The sequence below is a fragment of the Streptomyces sp. NBC_01450 genome, from assembly GCF_036227505.1.
GTDB lineage: Bacteria > Actinomycetota > Actinomycetes > Streptomycetales > Streptomycetaceae > Streptomyces.
This window is the reverse complement of record NZ_CP109480.1, coordinates 6,884,689-6,901,395: the sequence shown is the minus strand read 5'-3', so window position 1 is coordinate 6,901,395 and position 16,707 is coordinate 6,884,689. Positions and strand designations below refer to the sequence as shown.

At 70.8% G+C, this 16,707-nt stretch carries 14 protein-coding genes; 7 read left to right on the top strand and 7 right to left on the bottom strand.

All coding sequences use genetic code 11. From position 1 onward, the window contains the following. Positions 1-18 precede the first annotated feature (18 nt). A complete protein-coding gene (locus tag OG568_RS30790) occupies positions 19-534 on the top strand; it encodes a MarR family winged helix-turn-helix transcriptional regulator (protein ID WP_329533889.1) in 516 nt (171 codons plus the stop codon). Here OG568_RS30790 and OG568_RS30785 read toward each other — a convergent pair. Further along, positions 531-2,075, bottom strand: a complete 1,545-nt coding sequence (locus tag OG568_RS30785) for a glycosyltransferase family 39 protein (RefSeq protein WP_329533888.1) — start codon at positions 2,073-2,075, stop codon at positions 531-533. The two genes, OG568_RS30790 and OG568_RS30785, sit on opposite strands and share 4 nt — an antisense overlap. Positions 2,076-2,184: 109 nt before the next feature. On the opposite strand from OG568_RS30785, the gene OG568_RS30780 reads away from it, so the two are divergent. The 3 genes from OG568_RS30780 to galE all read left to right on the top strand — a co-directional run bounded on the left by OG568_RS30780 (position 2,185) and on the right by galE (position 6,194). Further along, positions 2,185-3,465 (top strand): glycosyltransferase family 87 protein, encoded by a 1,281-nt coding sequence (locus tag OG568_RS30780; RefSeq protein WP_329533887.1) that lies wholly within the window; start codon positions 2,185-2,187, stop codon positions 3,463-3,465. A gap of 55 nt (positions 3,466-3,520) precedes the next feature. Continuing rightward, on the top strand, positions 3,521-5,116 hold the full coding sequence (locus OG568_RS30775; protein ID WP_329533886.1) for a glycosyltransferase family 2 protein: 1,596 nt from the start codon (positions 3,521-3,523) through the stop codon (positions 5,114-5,116). A gap of 97 nt (positions 5,117-5,213) precedes the next feature. Further along, complete coding sequence (gene galE / locus OG568_RS30770) at positions 5,214-6,194, top strand: UDP-glucose 4-epimerase GalE (RefSeq protein ID WP_329533885.1); 981 nt, start codon at positions 5,214-5,216, stop codon at positions 6,192-6,194. 70 nt (positions 6,195-6,264) lie between these two features. Here galE and OG568_RS30765 read toward each other — a convergent pair whose 3' ends face one another. Further along, the gene (locus OG568_RS30765; protein ID WP_329533884.1) at positions 6,265-7,224 is read right to left on the bottom strand and encodes an oxidoreductase; all 960 of its coding nucleotides are present in this window, start codon (positions 7,222-7,224) and stop codon (positions 6,265-6,267) included. A gap of 117 nt (positions 7,225-7,341) precedes the next feature. Here OG568_RS30765 and OG568_RS30760 point away from each other — a divergent pair, with 117 nt between their 5' ends. Continuing rightward, on the top strand, positions 7,342-7,956 hold the full coding sequence (locus OG568_RS30760) for a TetR/AcrR family transcriptional regulator (RefSeq protein WP_329533883.1): 615 nt from the start codon (positions 7,342-7,344) through the stop codon (positions 7,954-7,956). 58 nt (positions 7,957-8,014) lie between these two features. Here OG568_RS30760 and OG568_RS30755 read toward each other — a convergent pair whose 3' ends face one another. The 3 genes from OG568_RS30755 to OG568_RS30745 all read right to left on the bottom strand — a co-directional run bounded on the left by OG568_RS30755 (position 8,015) and on the right by OG568_RS30745 (position 10,599). After that, on the bottom strand, positions 8,015-8,662 hold the full coding sequence (locus tag OG568_RS30755; protein WP_099922356.1) for a response regulator transcription factor: 648 nt from the start codon (positions 8,660-8,662) through the stop codon (positions 8,015-8,017). Positions 8,663-8,687: 25 nt separating this feature from the next. Continuing rightward, positions 8,688-9,881, bottom strand: a complete 1,194-nt coding sequence (locus OG568_RS30750) for a sensor histidine kinase (RefSeq protein WP_329533882.1) — start codon at positions 9,879-9,881, stop codon at positions 8,688-8,690. A 61-nt stretch (positions 9,882-9,942) separates the two neighbouring features. After that, positions 9,943-10,599 carry a TetR/AcrR family transcriptional regulator gene (locus tag OG568_RS30745; protein WP_266413477.1) on the bottom strand — a complete coding sequence of 219 codons (657 nt, stop codon included), beginning with the start codon at positions 10,597-10,599 and terminating at the stop codon, positions 9,943-9,945. A 171-nt stretch (positions 10,600-10,770) separates the two neighbouring features. Between OG568_RS30745 and OG568_RS30740 the strand changes: the two genes are divergently transcribed. Together OG568_RS30740 and OG568_RS30735 are read left to right on the top strand one after the other, a co-directional pair. Next, complete coding sequence (locus tag OG568_RS30740; RefSeq protein ID WP_329533881.1) at positions 10,771-11,682, top strand: ABC transporter permease; 912 nt, start codon at positions 10,771-10,773, stop codon at positions 11,680-11,682. 1 nt (position 11,683) lies between these two features. After that, positions 11,684-12,508, top strand: a complete 825-nt coding sequence (locus OG568_RS30735; protein ID WP_266421687.1) for an ABC transporter ATP-binding protein — start codon at positions 11,684-11,686, stop codon at positions 12,506-12,508. 96 nt (positions 12,509-12,604) lie between these two features. Here OG568_RS30735 and OG568_RS30730 read toward each other — a convergent pair whose 3' ends face one another. Both OG568_RS30730 and OG568_RS30725 read right to left on the bottom strand, forming a co-directional pair. Next, a complete protein-coding gene (locus OG568_RS30730; RefSeq protein ID WP_329533880.1) occupies positions 12,605-13,756 on the bottom strand; it encodes a glycosyltransferase in 1,152 nt (383 codons plus the stop codon). Next, complete coding sequence (locus tag OG568_RS30725; RefSeq protein WP_329533879.1) at positions 13,753-16,662, bottom strand: bifunctional glycosyltransferase/CDP-glycerol:glycerophosphate glycerophosphotransferase; 2,910 nt, start codon at positions 16,660-16,662, stop codon at positions 13,753-13,755. The genes OG568_RS30730 and OG568_RS30725 overlap by 4 nt, the downstream gene beginning before the upstream one ends. Between the last annotated feature and the right edge of the window lie 45 nt (positions 16,663-16,707).

Sequence of the window (16,707 nt, the reverse complement as noted above, 5' to 3'; positions counted from 1 at the left end):
GAGAGCTATCCTGGAGTCATGACCGCCATGCCGACGCCGAGCCCCCAGGCCCCGTCCGACGGGGACTACCTCCGTCTCGACCAGCAGATCTGCTTCTCCCTGAACGCCGCCTCGCGCGCCTTCGGGAGCGTCTACCGAGTGATCCTCAAGGACCTCGGGCTCACCTACCCGCAGTACCTGGTGATGCTGGTGCTGTGGGAGCACGGCGAGCTGCCCGTCAAGAAGGTCGGCGAGCATCTGCGGCTCGACTCAGGGACGCTGTCTCCGCTGCTCAAGCGGCTGGAGACGGCCGGGCTGGTGCGACGGGAGCGCAGCGCGCTGGACGAACGCTCCGTACACGTCCACCTCACGGACGAGGGCACGGCCCTGCGCGAGCGCGCGCTGCGGGTGCCGCGCCGGATCGCGGCGGCGACGGGCGCGGACCTGGAGGAGATCCGGGAGTTGCAGGCACGGCTGGATCGGCTGACGGCGGCGCTGGACGCGGCGGCGCTCGACCCCCCGGTCCTCGATGCGGCCGGAGCGGACGCCTCCTAGCGGTGGCGTGCGGACAGGTTCTGGCGGTGGCGTACGTACAGGCGAAGGGTGACGCCCCTGCGGACGATCCGCTCGCGCAGGGTGAAATCCTCGGCGAGTACGGCGCGTTTGGTTTCCTCGGTCGCGACCGAGGTGTCCGGATGCCAGTTCCGCCGGAACACGAACGGTTCACAGATCAGCCACACCCGGTCGAGCCGGTCGAGGCGGCTGCGCAGTTCGCGCGGGCCCACTTCCGTCCCGTACAGCGTCCCGGACGCTATGGCGGACGTCTTCAGCGCGACGTCCCGCACCGCGCGGAAGCCCGCCGGATAGGCCACCGCCGAACGGCGTGCGAGCGACGGCATGTACAACACCGCGTCACCGGGCCGTAGTTCACGACCGGCCACGGCGGAGACGGCGGCGAGGTTGTCGGGACGGCGGTCGGGGTCCCGGTCCTCGCGGAGCAGGGGGAACTGGACGGCGAGGACCAGACAGACGGCGAGGACACCGGCGAGGGTGACGAGGCGGGGAGCCGCGGCGCCCGGCAGTCGCGACACCCGCCGGGTCAGCCGGTCCGCCCCCGCCGCCGCCAGCAGCGGCGCCCCCGCCATCGCGTACAGCACATATCGCTCGTCGTACAGCGGCCGGAAGCGGGAGACCGCGATCAGGACCGTCGGCGGAACCAGCAGCAGCGGCAGGGCGACCGCCACAAGGGTCACCTCACCGCGTCGCGCGAACGGGCGCCACAGGGCGAGCGCGATCAGGAACAGGTAGGGCACGAACACCAGTTGGGCCTGCCCGAGGAACGCGTGCACCAGGTCGTCCACGCTCTCGCGGTTCGGCACCGCCAGCCACGCCACCTGCGCCGACTGCCGCCGCGAGACGAGCGCGAGCGGCGCCAGGACGAGGACCGCGGCCCCCGCCGCGACGCCCCATCGCCACCACACCCGCCAGGGCGTCCGCGTCAGCGCCAGGGTCGCGCCGTGCGCGAGCAGGAGGAGTACGGCGAACTCGTGCAGCAGGCAGGTGACGGCGACGGTCACGCCGTACGCCCACCAGCCCCTGCCCCCGCGCAGGGCCCTCACCAGGAGCAGCGTCGCCCCTGTCGCCCCGGCCTCGACGAGGGCGTACGAGCGGCCCTCCTGCGCGAAGTGCCCGGCCAGGGGGGTGACCGCGTACAGCAGGCCCGCCCAGAGGCCGACGCGAGGGTTGCCCAGGCGGATCCCGAGGGCGGCGACGAGGCCCGCGGTCGCGGTGGCACCGACGACCGAGGGCAGACGGAGGGCGACCTCGCCGGGGGCGGGGACGAGGACGAGATGCATGAACAGGTAGTACAGGCCGTGCACCGCGTCGACGTGGTGCAACAGATGCCAGATCTGCGGGACCGAGCGCCGCGCGACCTGGTAAGTGGCCGCCTCGTCGCGCCACATGCCCCCGCGGTCGAGCCTCCAGAGCCCGAGCGCGAGCATGACGACCATGGGCAGGACCACCGCGACGACCCGCGCCACGGGCTCGGCCGAGACCGCCGCGGCCTCTTGGCGGCCGGCGTCGGACCGTTTCATCAACACCCTTACCCCCACGTCCGATTTCTTACTATTAGCTGACCTTCACTGGCACTTGATGAGGTATCAGCTCTCGTGAGGCATCCGAGAGGCTTACGATCCGGCCTTGATGAGCTCTTACCTGAACCCCCGAGGCCGATCCCGCCACGTCCCCCTCGCCGCCGCCTGGGTGGCGACCCGCGCCCTGATGCTGTGGCTGCTCGCCCACGACGACCTCCGCGTGCTGGGCAGCGGCGGGGTCTCCCGCGAGGTGAGTCACCTGTACTTCCGCTGGTACGGGACCCTGTCGCACGGCGCCCTTCCGGCGGGCGACCGGCTGTGGCAGTACCCGCCGGGCGCGGGCCCCGTGCTCCTGGCGCCCGGGCTGCTGCCGGGCCTGACGTACCTGCACGCCTTCGTGGCCCTGACGCTCCTCGCCGACGCCGTGATCGCGCTGGCCCTGGCGCGCGTGGGCAGCAGACCCGGTCGCAGTCCGCGCGGCGCGGCACTGTGGACGCTGGGCCTGCCGTTGCTGCTGCACATTCCGCTCGCCCGCTACGACGTACAGGTCACGGCGTTCGCCGTCGTCTCCCTGCTCGCGCTGAAGCGCTCCCCGCGCGTGGGCGGCGCGTTCGCCGCACTCGGCGCCCTGGTGAAGGTCTGGCCCGCGCTCGCCCTCATCGGCACACCCCGGGGCCGTACGACCCGGGAAGCCTGGACATCGGCGGTGCTCACCGCGGTCACTCTGCTCGCCGTCCTCGCCACGGCCTTCAGCAGCCCCTTCGACTTCCTGCGCCAGCAGGGCGGCCGGGGCGTGCAGATCGAGTCGCTCGGCGGCACGGTGCTCGGCTTCGCGCGCCGCGCGGGCTGGCCCGGCAACGTGCGCTACCAGTACGGGGCGATGGAGTTCGTGGGCCCCCACGTCCAGACCGTCGCGACCCTCTCGCTCGCCCTGACGGCCGTCTCCTTCGCGCTCCTGCTGCTGTGGCGGGTGCGCGCGCGGCACTGGACGGCGGCGACCCCCTACGACGCCGCGCTCACCGCCGTGCTGATGTTCACGGTGACGAGCCGGGTGATCAGCCCCCAGTACATGGTGTGGCTGCTCGGTCTGGCCGCCGTGTGCCTGACCTCGCGGCACACCACGCAGCGCCCGGTGGCGGCGCTCGTCGCGGCGGCGACCGCGGTCAGCTCCGTCGCCTACCCTGCCCTGTACAGCGAGGTCGTCGACAGCACCTGGACGGGCTGTTTGCTCATGCTCGTCCGCAACGGTCTGCTGACGTCCGCGGCAGTCCTCTCCTACACCCGGCTTTGGCATTCCGGTCTTCCCGTGCTCGTCGCGGATCAACCGAAAAACGACGCCCCGAAGCGGAACCCGCACCCGATTCCTGTCGTCTTCCGGACCAGACACTAAGTACCTCTTAACGGAAAATTACTGTCAAGCCCTACGATTTCGTCCCGTGGATCCCATGAAACCTCATCACTCGCAGGTCTCTGTCGTCGTCATCGGTTACAACGACGCCGACCACGTGACGGACGCGGTGCGTTCGGCACTCGCTCAAGGCCCGGCCGTCCGGGAGGTGCTCGCCGTCGACGACCGCTCGACCGACGGCAGCGCCGACCTCCTCGACCGCCTCGCCGCCGATGAGCCGCGCGTGAAGGTCATACGCCGCTCGGAGAACAGCGGCGGCTGCGGCAGCCCCCGCAACGACGGGATCGACGCGGCGACCGCCCCGTACGTGATGTTCCTGGACAGCGACGACGTGCTGCCGCCGGGCGCCGTGGACGCGCTGCTCGAGGCCGCCCGGGTGCAGCGCGCGGAGGTCGCGGCGGGGCTGTGCGTACGCCGCGAACTGCCCTCGGGCCGGGAGGTCCCCTGGGAGCGCGACCTGTACGCGGAGCCCGCGCTGATCCCCCACCCGTCCCAGCGGCCCCGTCTGGTCCACGACACGCTGTGCGTCAACAAGCTGTACCGAACCGACTTCCTTCGTGAACACGCGATCCGCTTCCCCGAGGGCCGTCACCCGTACGAGGACTTCGTTTTCACCGCGCGCATGCTGGCCGCCGGGCCGCGCGTCGCGCTGATCCCCGACACGGTGTACGTGTGGCATGTGCGGCGCGGCGCCGAGCGGTTGTCGATCTCGCTGGACCGCGCGGACATCGCGAACTGGCGCTCCCGCACCGAGGCGCACCACACGGCCTACGAGATCCTGCTCGGCGCCGGTGAGAAACGGCTCGCCCGGGCCGCCAACGCCAAGTTCCTCGACCACGAACTGCGCATGTACGCACGCGAGCTGGAGCTGCGCGACGCCGACTACCGGCGCGCCTGGTGGGAGCTCACGCGCACCTACCTGTCGACGTTCGACGCGAGCGACTTCACCGTCAACCCGACCGCCCCCGGCCGGCTGATCGCCCGTGTCGTGCTCGCCTCCGAAGAGCCCCGCGACCTGCCCCGCCTCAAGGAACTCGCCGCCCGCCCGGCCCGGTTGCGTCCGCCGTACGCCCGCGCCGCCGACGGCACGCCCGTCTGGTCGGACGACCTCCCCCAGGTCACCCTGGACCACTACCTGCGACGCCCCGCGCACGTGCTGCCCGCCGCGGTCGACGCGCAACTGCGTCCCCGCGCCCGTGCGGCACGGCTGCGGCTGCGCCTGCACGACCTGTACGGACGGCTCGCCGAGGCCGGACCGGCCTCGGCCGACGTGGAGTTCGTGCACCGGGACGAGGGGCGGATCGGGCTGAGCCGGCCGGTCGAGCTGACGCAGGACGCGGACCGGGCCACCTGGTCGGGCGAACTGCCGGTGGACCTGTCGGCGCTCGGCTGGGGCACCTGGGACCTGCGACTGCGGGTTCACTACCGTGACGGCTCGAGCCGGGACGTCACCGCGCACGCGGTCGGCGGCGCGGGCCTGCTGCGCCGCCGCGCGGTCCCGGACCTGCGGCACGGCGTCCTGCTGGTGCAGCCGTACCGCACCCACGCGGGGGCGCTGGCGCTGCGCCTGGCGCCCGGATGGCGAGGACTGACCGACGTGGTACGCCGTCGGCTCAAGCGCCTGCTTCACTGATACGCGAGCGAGGCGACACCGGTATCACCGTCGGCTCACCGACCTCACCCGCATCACCGATCTCACACCGATCTCACTCACGAGGGGACGACCGTTCATGACCTGGCTGATCACCGGCGGCGCCGGCTACATCGGGGCGCACGTCGTGCGCGCGATGCGGGACGCGGGCGAGCAGGCCGTGGTCTACGACGATCTGTCCACGGGCATCGCCGAGCGGGTCCCCTCCGACGTACCGCTGGTGGTCGGCTCGACCCTGGACGCCGAGCTGCTGGCCCGCACGATCGAGGAGCACGCGATCACCGGCGTGGTCCACCTCGCGGCGAAGAAGCAGGTCGGTGAGTCCGTCGACCTCCCGCTGCACTACTACCGCGAGAACGTCGAGGGCCTGCGGGTCCTCCTGGAGACCGTGACGGCGGCGTCCGTCGGCTCCTTCGTGTTCTCGTCCTCCGCCGCGGTCTACGGCATGCCCGACGTCAACCTGGTGACGGAGGAGACCCCGTGCGTGCCGATGAGCCCGTACGGCGAGACGAAGCTGGCCGGCGAGTGGCTGGTCCGCGCGACGGGCCGCGCCACGGGCCTGTCCACGGCGTCGCTGCGCTACTTCAACGTGGCGGGGGCGGCGACCCCCGAACTCGCCGACGTCGGTGTCTTCAACCTCGTCCCCATGGTCTTCGAGAAACTCACGGAGGACGCGCCGCCGCGCATCTTCGGTGACGACTACCCGACCCCCGACGGAACGTGTGTACGGGACTACATCCACGTGGTGGACCTGGCGGAGGCCCACGTGGCCGCGGCCCGTGCCCTCGAGGCCTCGCCCGGGCGGGACCTGACCCTCAACATCGGCCGCGGGGAAGGCGTTTCGGTCCGCGAGATGATCGACCGGATCAACGCGATCACCGGCTACGACCGTCCCCCGGTGACCACACCGCGCCGCCCCGGAGACCCGGCACGCGTCGTCGCCTCGGCCGACCGCATCGCGGTGGAACTGGGCTGGAAGGCGAAGTACGACGTCCAGGACATGATCACGTCGGCGTGGGCGGGGTGGGTGCGACTGCACCCCGGCGCGGCGCGCTCGTAGGGCTTGTCACCCCTGGGCCTTGTCGCCCCTGGGCCCCTGCCGACCTGGTGCTTGTCCCGCGGACAAGGACCTAGACGGAGACGGCCTGCGGGGTCCAGCTCTGGTTCTGCTCGGACTCCAGTCGGGGAAAGGTGACGCCGGTCAGTTCCTCGGAGGCCGCCCACAGGCGGACCGCTGACACCGGGTCGCTGGCCGCGGCCGAGCGCCCGACCAGTGTCGGCGCGCCGCGCATCTCACCGAGCCCGTCGGGTCCGACGTAGCTGGCGCCGGGCAGGTCCTGTGTCGCGGCGTACAGCGTGGGCAGGGCGCCGGCCCTGTTGTCCTGGGCGACGAACCGGTTGCCCGCCGCCATCAGCGTGCGCCGCAGGACGCTGGCGTCCCGGCTCTGGAGATTGGTGGCGGCCCAGCCGGGGTGCGCGGCGAGGGCCCGTACGGACGAACCCGCGGCGGCCAGCCGGCTCTGGAGCTCCAGGGTGAACAGCAGATTGGCGAGCTTGGACTGGCTATAGGCGGCCATGGGCGAGTACTCGCCCGCCAGGTTCAGGTTCTCGAAGTGGATGCGATTGCCGCGGGGCATCTTGTGCGCCCCCGAGGACACGGTGACCACCCGGTCGGTGATGTGCGGCAGCAGCAGGTTCGTCAGGGCGAAGTGCCCCAGGTGGTTGGTCCCGAACTGCGTCTCGAAGCCGTCCTTCGTGCTGGCCTCGGGGATGTTCATGACACCCGCGTTGTTGATCAGCAGATCGAGTTCGCCCCGCCAGGACGCGGCGAACTCGCGCACCGACGCGAGGTCCGCGAGGTCCAGTCGGCGCACCTCGACACTTCCGTTGACGGTGAGGGCGGCGGCCTCGCCGCGCTTCGGGTCGCGTACGGCGAGGACGACATGGGCGCCGGCCCGGGCGAGGGCGTCGACGGTGGCGATGCCGAGCCCGCTGTTGGCGCCGGTCACCACGGCGGTACGGCCGCGCTGGTCACCGATGTCGCCCGCGTTCCACTTGCTGTTCTGGTCAGCCGAGTGCTTGGTAGCCATGCATTGAATGTAGGCGTCGCCAACAATGATGTCAACGACAACAATGGTGGCGACGACAACAAAGATGACAGTGCCAACAATGTAGTCGCCGGTTACATACCGGATAGACTGTCGGGCATGCAGACCCGCCCCCGCCGCTACCACCACGGAGACCTGCGCGCCGCACTGCTGACCCGCGCCGAGGAGACACTCAAGGAGAAGGGGCCCGGCGCGCTGTCCCTGCGCGAACTGGCCCGCGACCTGGGCGTCAGTCACGCGGCCCCGAGCCGTCACTTCAAGGACAAGCAGGCCCTGCTGGACGCGCTGGCCCTGGCCGGCTTCGAACGGCTCCTGGCCACCCTGACCGCGTCACAGAAGACCGCGGGCGAGTCCTTCGCCGACCGGCTCGGTGCCCTGGCCCGCACCTACGTGGGCTTCGCCACCGCCAACGCGGAACTCCTCGACCTCATGTTCGCCGTCAAGCACGACCCGGAGGCGTCCGAGGCCCTGGTCAAGGCCGCTCAGAGCATGGGGGGCCTGGCCTCGGAACTCATCACGCAGGCCCAGCGCCGGGGCGAGGTCCGCGAAGGCCCCCTGGAGACCATCGCGATCCCGATCTTCAGCACCCTCAACGGCTTCGCGCGGCTCGCCGTCAGCGTCACCCTGCCCGGCGAAACCCTGGACAGGGACCTGGAACACGTCATCGCCCACACCCTGCGCGGCTGCGCCCCGGACGCCCCCGCACCGCGCTGACCCCACGCCCAGCCCCCGGGAAGTCGAGGACCCCGGGCGGTCGAGGAACCGGCGCGGTCTACGAATCCCTGTTGAGGTACGCCAGTACCGCGAGCACCCTGCGGTGGCCGCTGTCGCTCGGCGGCAGGCCCAGCTTCAGGAACACGTTGCCGATGTGCTTGCTGACGGCGCGTTCCGTGACGACCAGCGTCTTGGCGATGGTCGTGTTGTCGCGGCCTTCGGCCATCAGCTTCAGGACCTCGCGCTCGCGGGGCGTGAGCGTGTCGAGCGGGTCGTCGCGACGGCGGGTGAGGAGCTCGGTGACGACCTCGGGGTCGAGAGCCGTACCGCCCGTCGCGACCCGGTCGAGGGCGTCGAGGAACTCGTCGACCCGGCCCACCCGGTCCTTGAGCAGATAGCCGACCCCGCTCGCACCACCGCCGAGCAACTCGGCGGCGTACGACTCCTCGACGTACTGGGAGAGCACGAGCACCGGCAGGCCGGGGATCTCCTTGCGTGCCTCCAGAGCCGCGCGCAGGCCCTCGTCGCGAAAGCCCGGGGGCATCCGGACGTCGAGCACGGCGACGTCCGGCCGGTGCTCGAGGAGGGCGGGCAGCACCTCCGGGCCGCTGCCCGCGACGGCCACGACCTCGTGCCCGGCGGAGGTCAGCAGCAGCACCATCCCCTCCCGCAGAAGGGCGTTGTCCTCGGCGATCACCACACGCACGGCGGCCTCGTCTCCCCTGTCCCGGTCACCACACGCACGGCAGCTCCACCTCGATCACGGTCGGCCCCCCGACGGGGCTGGTCATCAACAGGGTCCCGTCGAGCGCGGCCACGCGTCGCCGCATACCCAGCAGCCCCGAGCCGCCCCCCGATCCCCCGGAGCCGAAAGCCTGGGGGGTGCCCCCGGCGCCACCCCGCCCCTCGTCGGCGACCCGGACGCTCAGCCCGCCCCGGTTGCGGACCAGCCGTACCTCGGCGCGCTCGGATCCGCTGTGCTTGGCCGCGTTCGTCAGCGACTCGGCGACCACGAAGTACGCCGCCGCCTCGACCGCCGCCGGGGCCCGGGACCCGCTCCGCGCCCCGTCCTCCAGGCCGTCCACTACCACGGTGACGTCGAGCCCGCTGCTCGCGGCGAGCGCCCGTACGGCGCCGGCCAGTCCCCGGTCGGTGAGGATCGGCGGATGGATGCCGCGGACGACGTGGCGCAGCTCGGTCAGCGCCTCCTCGGCCTGGCTCTGCGCGTCCTCGAGAAGTCTGAGCGCGGTCTCCGGGTCGCGTTCGTAGGCGCGTTTGGCGATACCGATCCGCATCGACAGGGCGACCAGCCGGGCCTGCGTACCGTCGTGCAGGTCGCGCTCGATACGGCGAAGTTCGGCGCCGTGCGCGGCGATCGCACCGGCCCGGGTCTCGGTCAGCTCCTCGACCCGTACGGCGAGCAGCGCCTCCGGGGAGGGCTTGAGCAGCGCGGTCGACCAGGCGGCGTCGAGGTCCGCGAGGCGGCTGATCAGCGGCAGGACGAGCGGGGAACGACCGAGCAGCCCCTGTCGTACGCCGTCGACGGGCAGGCCCAGCAGCCACAGCGGGGCGGTGAGCAGTCCGAGGAAGCCGTAGACGTAGTGGAAGACCATCCAGCGCAGGTCGCCGAAGGTGCCGGGGCCGCGCACCGCCGTGCGCAGCCGCTGCCGCAGCGGGCCCTCGATGGGCTGGTACGCCTCGGGGATCTCGCGCCCCGTCCACGCGGCCACCATGTTCCGTTTGGCCCCGGCGATCCGCCGGATCGGCAGCACCGTCTCCGGCAGCAGCCCGGCGCCGACGACCACGAGCGTCAACGTGGCCGTGATCAGCAGCACGGTGATGAAGAGGATCGTGCCGAAGGCCAGCGCGGCGGCCATGACAAGGCCGGCCGTGGCCCGCGCCGCCTGCCGCACCGTCTCCCGCATGGCCACAGGTTAGGCGAACGGCAGCCCTCATGGGCGAACAGGTGACCGGGTGACCGGGTGATCACAACGCGCGCAGCGCCGCGGCCGTGGCCCGGGCCAGGCTCGCCAGGTACCCCTTCGGCAGCTTGGGCCCGCGGACCACCACCGCCCGCCAGTACAGCGGGCCCGACATGAGGTCGAGCGCGAGTTCCTGATCGATCCCCTCGCGCACCTCGCCCCGCGCGGCCGCGGCCGCGACGATCCCGCTCGCCACTCCCTGCTGGCCTTCCCGCAGCGCCTTCTGCATGGCGTCCGCGATGTCGGGGTTGCGGGCCGCCTCCGCCTGGAGGTCCGGGATGATCTGGCCGGCCACGGGGTGCCGCAGCGCGCGGGAGCTGACCTCGTACAGCAGACGCAGGTCGCCCTCCAGGGAACCCGTGTCGGGGGCGGGCAGTCCCTGGATCGCGATGGCGGAGACCAGGTCGAGCACCAGGTGCAGTTTCGAACGCCATCGCCGGTACACCGCCGTCTTGCCGACGCCCGCGCGGCGCGCGATGCCCTCGATGGACATCCGGGCGTAGCCGACGGCCGCGAGCTCCTCGAAGACGGCGGCCCTGATCGCCTCGGTCACGTCCTCGCGCAGCACGGCCGCCCCCGCCGGAGCCCTGCGACGCGGGGCCTTCCCGGTGGCACTCTCCGCCTCCGCGGCGGCACTCGTGGTGTCGGCGTTGGTCGTCATGTCCTCCAGCATAGGGCGTTACGACGAAACGGTTGCGTTCCGACGTCGAGAAGCTCTAGTCTCGCGTTGCGACGATACGGTCCCGTTCCGACGTAAGAAACTGGCAAAGCCGCAGTTAAGAAACGTCAAGGACGGCCCGCGCATCCCACCCCCCGAGCGAAAGCAGCGGATGTGAGCCAGGTCCTCCACACACCGCCGACGTCGGTTGCCCCCACCGACGATCCCGCGGCGCTCGCCGCCCGGTACGGCCTCACCGTCAGCGGCGCCCGCCCGACCCTGCCGGAGTACGTCCGCCAGCTCTGGGCACGGCGTCACTTCATCACCGCCTTCGCCACCGCCAAGCTCACCGCCCAGTACAGCCAGGCGAAGCTCGGCCAGCTCTGGCAGGTGATGAACCCGCTGCTGAACGCGGCGGTCTACTACTTCATCTTCGGTGTGCTGCTCGGCACCAAGCGCGGCGTGCCGGACTTCGTCCCGTTCCTGGTCACCGGCGTCTTCGTCTGGACCTTCACACAGAGCTCGATCATGGCGGGCACCCGGGCGATCTCCGGCAGCCTGGGCCTGGTCCGCGCCCTGCACTTCCCACGGGCCGCGTTGCCGGTGTCGTACGCCATCCAGCAGCTCCAGCAGCTGCTGTTCTCGATGGCCGCGCTGGTCGTCATCCTGCTCGGCTTCGGCGTTCCCGTGAGCGCGTCGTGGCTGCTCGTCGTGCCCATCCTGGTGCTGCAGTTCGTCTTCAACGCGGGCGTGGCGATGATCATGGCGCGGATGGGCGCCAAGACGCCGGACATCGCACAGCTCATGCCGTTCGTGCTGCGCACCTGGATGTACGTCTCCGGTGTCATGTGGAGCATCGCCTCGACGCTCAAGCACAGCCACATGCCGCACTGGGCGATGGTCGCGCTGGAGAGCAACCCGGCCGCCGTCTACATCGACCTGACGCGCTACGCGCTCATCGACAGCTTCCACGCCCACCAGCTGCCGCACCACGTATGGGCGCTGGCGACCGGCTGGGCGCTGCTCGCCGGGGTCGGCGGCTTCATCTACTTCTGGAAGGCCGAGGAGACGTACGGACGTGGCTGACATGGCTGACACCCTCACGCAGGACGCCCGGCCCCAGGCCGCGGCAGGCGGCGCCGACGCGCTCGTCCCCACCGTCGTCGCCGACCACGTGGACATCGTCTACCGGGTCAACGGCACCGGTGCGGGGCGGGGCAGCGCGACCGCCGCGCTCAACCGCATGCTGCGGCGCAAGCAGACCGAGAAGGCCGCGGGCGTACGCAAGGTGCACGCCGTCAAGGACGTGTCCTTCACCGCCTACCGCGGCGAGGCCATCGGTCTGATCGGCACCAACGGCTCGGGCAAGTCCACCCTGCTCAAGGCGGTCGCCGGCCTCCTTCCCGTGGAGAACGGCAAGATCTACACCGACGGCCAGCCCTCGCTGCTCGGCGTCAACGCGGCCCTGATGAGCGACCTCACGGGTGAGCGGAACGTCTACCTCGGCGGGCTCGCCATGGGCATGTCCCGCGAGCAGGTCAAGGAGCGCTACCAGGAGATCGTCGACTTCTCCGGCATCAACGAGAAGGGCGACTTCATCACCCTCCCGATGCGGACGTACTCCTCCGGGATGGCGGCGCGGCTGCGGTTCTCCATCGCGGCCGCCAAGGACCACGACGTGTTGATGATCGACGAGGCCCTGGCCACCGGAGACCGCTCCTTCCAGAAGCGCTCCGAGGAGCGGATCCGGGAGCTGCGCAAGCACGCGGGCACCGTGTTCCTGGTGAGCCACAACAACAAGTCGATCCGGGACACGTGCGACCGGGTGCTGTGGCTGGAGCGCGGGGAGCTTCGCTTGGACGGGCCCACGGAGGACGTGCTCAAGGAGTACGAGAAGTTCACGGGGAAGTAGGGGCGACTCAGGGGGTGCGGGGAACTGTGCGCTGTCGGCCGCGGGTTGTATGTGGCTGAGCGCGCAGTTCCCCGCGCCCCTTTGGGGCGCCTCCGCTCACCTCTCCAAGAAGGTGAACAGGTCTTCCCACCTGCGGACGACCTCGTCCGTCGTGTAGCGCTGGATGTTGACGCGGGCCGCCTCGCCCATGCGGTCGCGCAGGTCCTTGTCGGACATCAGGGTGCCGAGGCGGCGGGCCAGTTCGCCGGTGTTGCCGAGGGCCGCGAGCAGGCCGTCCTCGCCGTCCCGGACGATCTCGTGGACGCCGGGGGCACAGTCGAAGGCGGCGCACGGCAGGGCGGTCGCCATGGCCTCCATGAGGGCGAGGGGGAAGCCCTCGCCGCGGGAGGACAGGACGAAGACGGAGCCGCCGCGCAGGGCGCCCGGTACGTCGCTGGTGCGGCCCATCCACTCGACGGACTCGTCGAGGCCCAGCGCGGTGCACTGCTTCTTGAGGATCTCCTCGTCCTCGCCGGAGCCGAAGATCCGCAAGGTCCAGTCGGGATGACGGGGTGCGACCTCGGCCCAGGTGTCGAGGAGCATGTCGATGCCCTTCTGGTCCGAGAGCCGGCCGACGCTGACGACGACGTTCTCGCTGCGCGTCGAGGGCACCTCGGGCATGAAGGGGATCGGGTTCGGCATGAAGGACGCGTTGTCGAGGCCCTGCCGGATCCACAGGTCGGCGTCCTCGCGGGTGAGCGCGAGCATCCGGTCGACGTCCTTGTAGTGCTTCTGCACCCGGCCGAAGCGCGAGGTCGCCTTCGAGTACGCGAAGGACTCGTGGCTCATGCCGATGACGGTCAGGCCGGTGGTGTCGGCGAGCTCCACCCACTCCATCGCCCACACCTGCGTGACGATCACGACGGCGCCGGGCCGCGCGGCCTGGAACAACCGGGTCAGCTTGGCGGCCTGCTCGCGCATCCCGGCGGCGCGTTCGGCGCGCAGCCTGCGCTCGGCCACGTTGAGCCGCCCCTTGATGCCGCGCGCGGAGCCCACGCGCGGCGGGTGGACGTCGTACAACGTCGTGGTGGGGTACGGGACTTCACCGAGCTCCTGGACGACCGCGGGCTCGGTGATGCCGATGACGTGGACGCGGTGGCCGCGCTCGGTGAACAGCCGGGCCATCTGGTGCGACCAGCTGGTCACACCGCCGAGCTCGTCGACGCTGTTGGAGACGAAGAAGACGTCCCGCTCGCTGTACGCGGTCACGCGCGCCTCCACTGGGAGAAGAACTGGTCGACGATGCTCTGCGCGGCGTTGCCCTGGTCGAACTCGCCGAAGTCGGCGACGAACCGCTCGCGCGGGGCCGCGTACTTCACCGTCTGCTCCTCCAGCGAGTCGAGGACCGCGTGCAGCTCGTCCTCGGTGCGGACGACCGGGCCGGGGGCCCTCTCCAGCAGGTCGAAGTAGGTTCCGCGGCCCTCGTGCACGTACTCGTCGTAGTCGTAGGTGAAGAAGAACATCGGGCGGTCGAGGAGGGAGTAGTCGAACATCACGGACGAGTAGTCGGTGATCAGTCCGTCGGCGAGCGCCAGCAGCGGGGTCATGTCGTGGTAGCTGCTCACGTCGATGATCCGGCCGCGCACGGAGGGCGGGAGCACGACGTGGTTGAGGTAGTGCGAGCGGACGAGCAGGACATAGCGGTCGCCGAAGGTGTCGGCGAAGCGCTCCACGTCGAAGGGCAGCTCGAACCGGCGCTTGCCGCCACGCTGGCGGAAGGTCGGCGCGTACAGCAGGACCTGCTTGTCCTCCGGGATGCCGAACTCGGCCGCCAGTGCGCCGCGTTCACGGTGCCCGGTGGCCTCCTCGCGCTGCTTGGCCTGGACGAGCGCGTCGTTGCGCGGGTAGCCCACCCGCAGCAGCGTCCGCTCCTGGAGCCGGAACGCCCGTGCGAGGGTGCGCACATCGTGCTCGGAGCGGATCAGGAAGCGGTCGAAGCGGTCGAGGGTGCGCTGCTGCTCGGCCTGCTCCGCACGGGACTTGAGCTTCCACTCCGGCTCGTCGAAGCCCATCCGCTTGAGCGCCGAGCCGTGCCAGGTCTGGATGTACGTCGTCTCGGGCCGCTTGGTGACCTTCAGCGGGTAGCTCTGGTTGTCGACCCAGTACTCGGCCTGCGCGAGCGCCTTGAGGTAGGGCAGCGACCAGCGGCGTACGAGGGTGGCGTCCTCCGGGAAGCCCTGGGGGCTGTCCGCGTAGGCCCACACGGCCTCGAACTCCAGGCCCTGGCGGCGCATCTCCTCGTAGATGGCCTTGGGGCTGTCGCTGTACTGCCGGCCCAGGTGGCTCTCGAAGACGACCAGGCCCTTCTTGACGGGCAGGCGGCTGAACACGTCGTGGTAGACGCGGAGCTTGGTGTCGCCGGAGGCGAGTTCCTTGCGCAGCGCCTTGGCCTTGCGATAGCCGGTCTTGGCGAGCCGACCGGTCGGGCCCTGCACACCGCGCTGGACCAGTTCGTTGGCCTTCTTGTCCGGGACGAGCCGGAAGGAGAGATGGCCGCGGGAGGAGACCTCGGGCTCGATGCGGTCGGCGACCAGCCGGGTCAGACGGGGCCGGACGGGCAGGTGCCCCTGGGCCAGCTCGGGCTCGGAGGCCGTGAGCCGGGTCGTGGTGCGGACCGTGCCCGCGCCTTCGCCCTCACCGGCGACGGCGAGGTGGAGGCGTACGTCCCACACCGCGTCCACGATGCCGAGCGGGCGCAGGCCCTTGGCCAGGTTGGCCGAGGCCTCCCAGACGATGGCCTCGCCCTCGTGCCGCACGGTGGCCACGGGGAAGCGGAAGGTCTGGAAGCGCACGCCCGGACGGCGGGCGTAGAACTCCAGCTGCGCGGAGAGCCGGGCGTCGGGCGGGATCACACCGAGCGGGTTGGTGATGCGGCCGGTCAGCCGGACGGTGCCGTCGGTCTCCGCGTATCCGGTCAGCGCGTTGCGCAGGAACATCTTCTCGACCGGCTTGGTGTGGTAACCGAGCTCGGTGACGTCCAGGACGTGCCGGGCGAAGGCGTCGTGCTCGATGTGCTCGGCGCACCAGTACACGCGTCCGTCGTGCTCGACGAGCGGCGAGGAGATCTTGTCGCGGTTGCTGAGCGTGTCCACGGCGGGCAGCAGGTTGTCCCAGTCGGCCTCGTGGAGGAGGTACGCGCAGATGGCGTGGATCGGCTCGATCTCGTCGAAGGCGATGCGGTCGATCGACTCCAGGTAGGCGCGCGCGATCTGAGCGAACTCCTGGCGGTAGGTCTCGTCACGGAAGGGCAGCTCGCGCAGGTGCAGCACCAGGTCGTGCTTGAGCCACTTGACGTCCTTGGCGAACTTCAGCTCCAGCAGGCCGTGGTCGGCCAGGAGCTGGTCGACCCGGCGGTGGATCTCCATGCGGTGCGTGAAGTTGGCGATCTCGTCACGCCGGTTGCTGATGGACTTCGCGGCCGTCTTCTCGACGATCCGCCAGTCGTACACCCTGTTCGGGATGAGCGTGATGCGGCGGGCGGCCACGTAGGCCTGCGCGGAGAACAGCAGGTCCTCGTAGTGGATCCCGACCGGGAACTCGAGGCCCTCATCGAGCAGGAACTGCCTGCGGTAGCACTTGTTCGTCGACAGTGTGTCGAAGACCAGCAGGTCGGGCAGCTCGGAGATGGACTCCAGGGTGCGGGTGCGGTCGTACAGCCAGGGGTACCACTTGACCTCCTTGCCGGTGCGCGAGTCGACGTGCACCCGCACGCACAGGCCGGAGACGAGGTCGGCGCCGGTGGACTCGGCGGCCTCCAGCATGTTGCGGCAGGCGTTGCGCTCCAGGACGTCGTCACTGTCGAGGAAGAGGACGTAGTCGCCGCGGGCCTGCTGGATGCCGTGGTTGCGGGGGGCGCCGCAGCCGCCGCTGTTCTCGGGCAGCCTGAAGGCCCGGACGCGGTCCGGGTGCGCGGCGGCCAGCCTCTGCGCCACGTCGTACGAGCCGTCCGTGCTGCGGTCGTCGACGACGACGACCTCGACACCGCGCAGGGTCTGGTCGAGGACGGAGCGCACGGCCGTGGTGAGCCGGGACGCGTCGTTGTAGACGATCACGACCACGGACACGGCGGGCACGGCTGCTGTTTCTGCTGGCGGGCGGGGGTGATCCACACTCATCCTATTAATGCTAGACATTCCTGACGGTTCAACCTAGGCGATCTA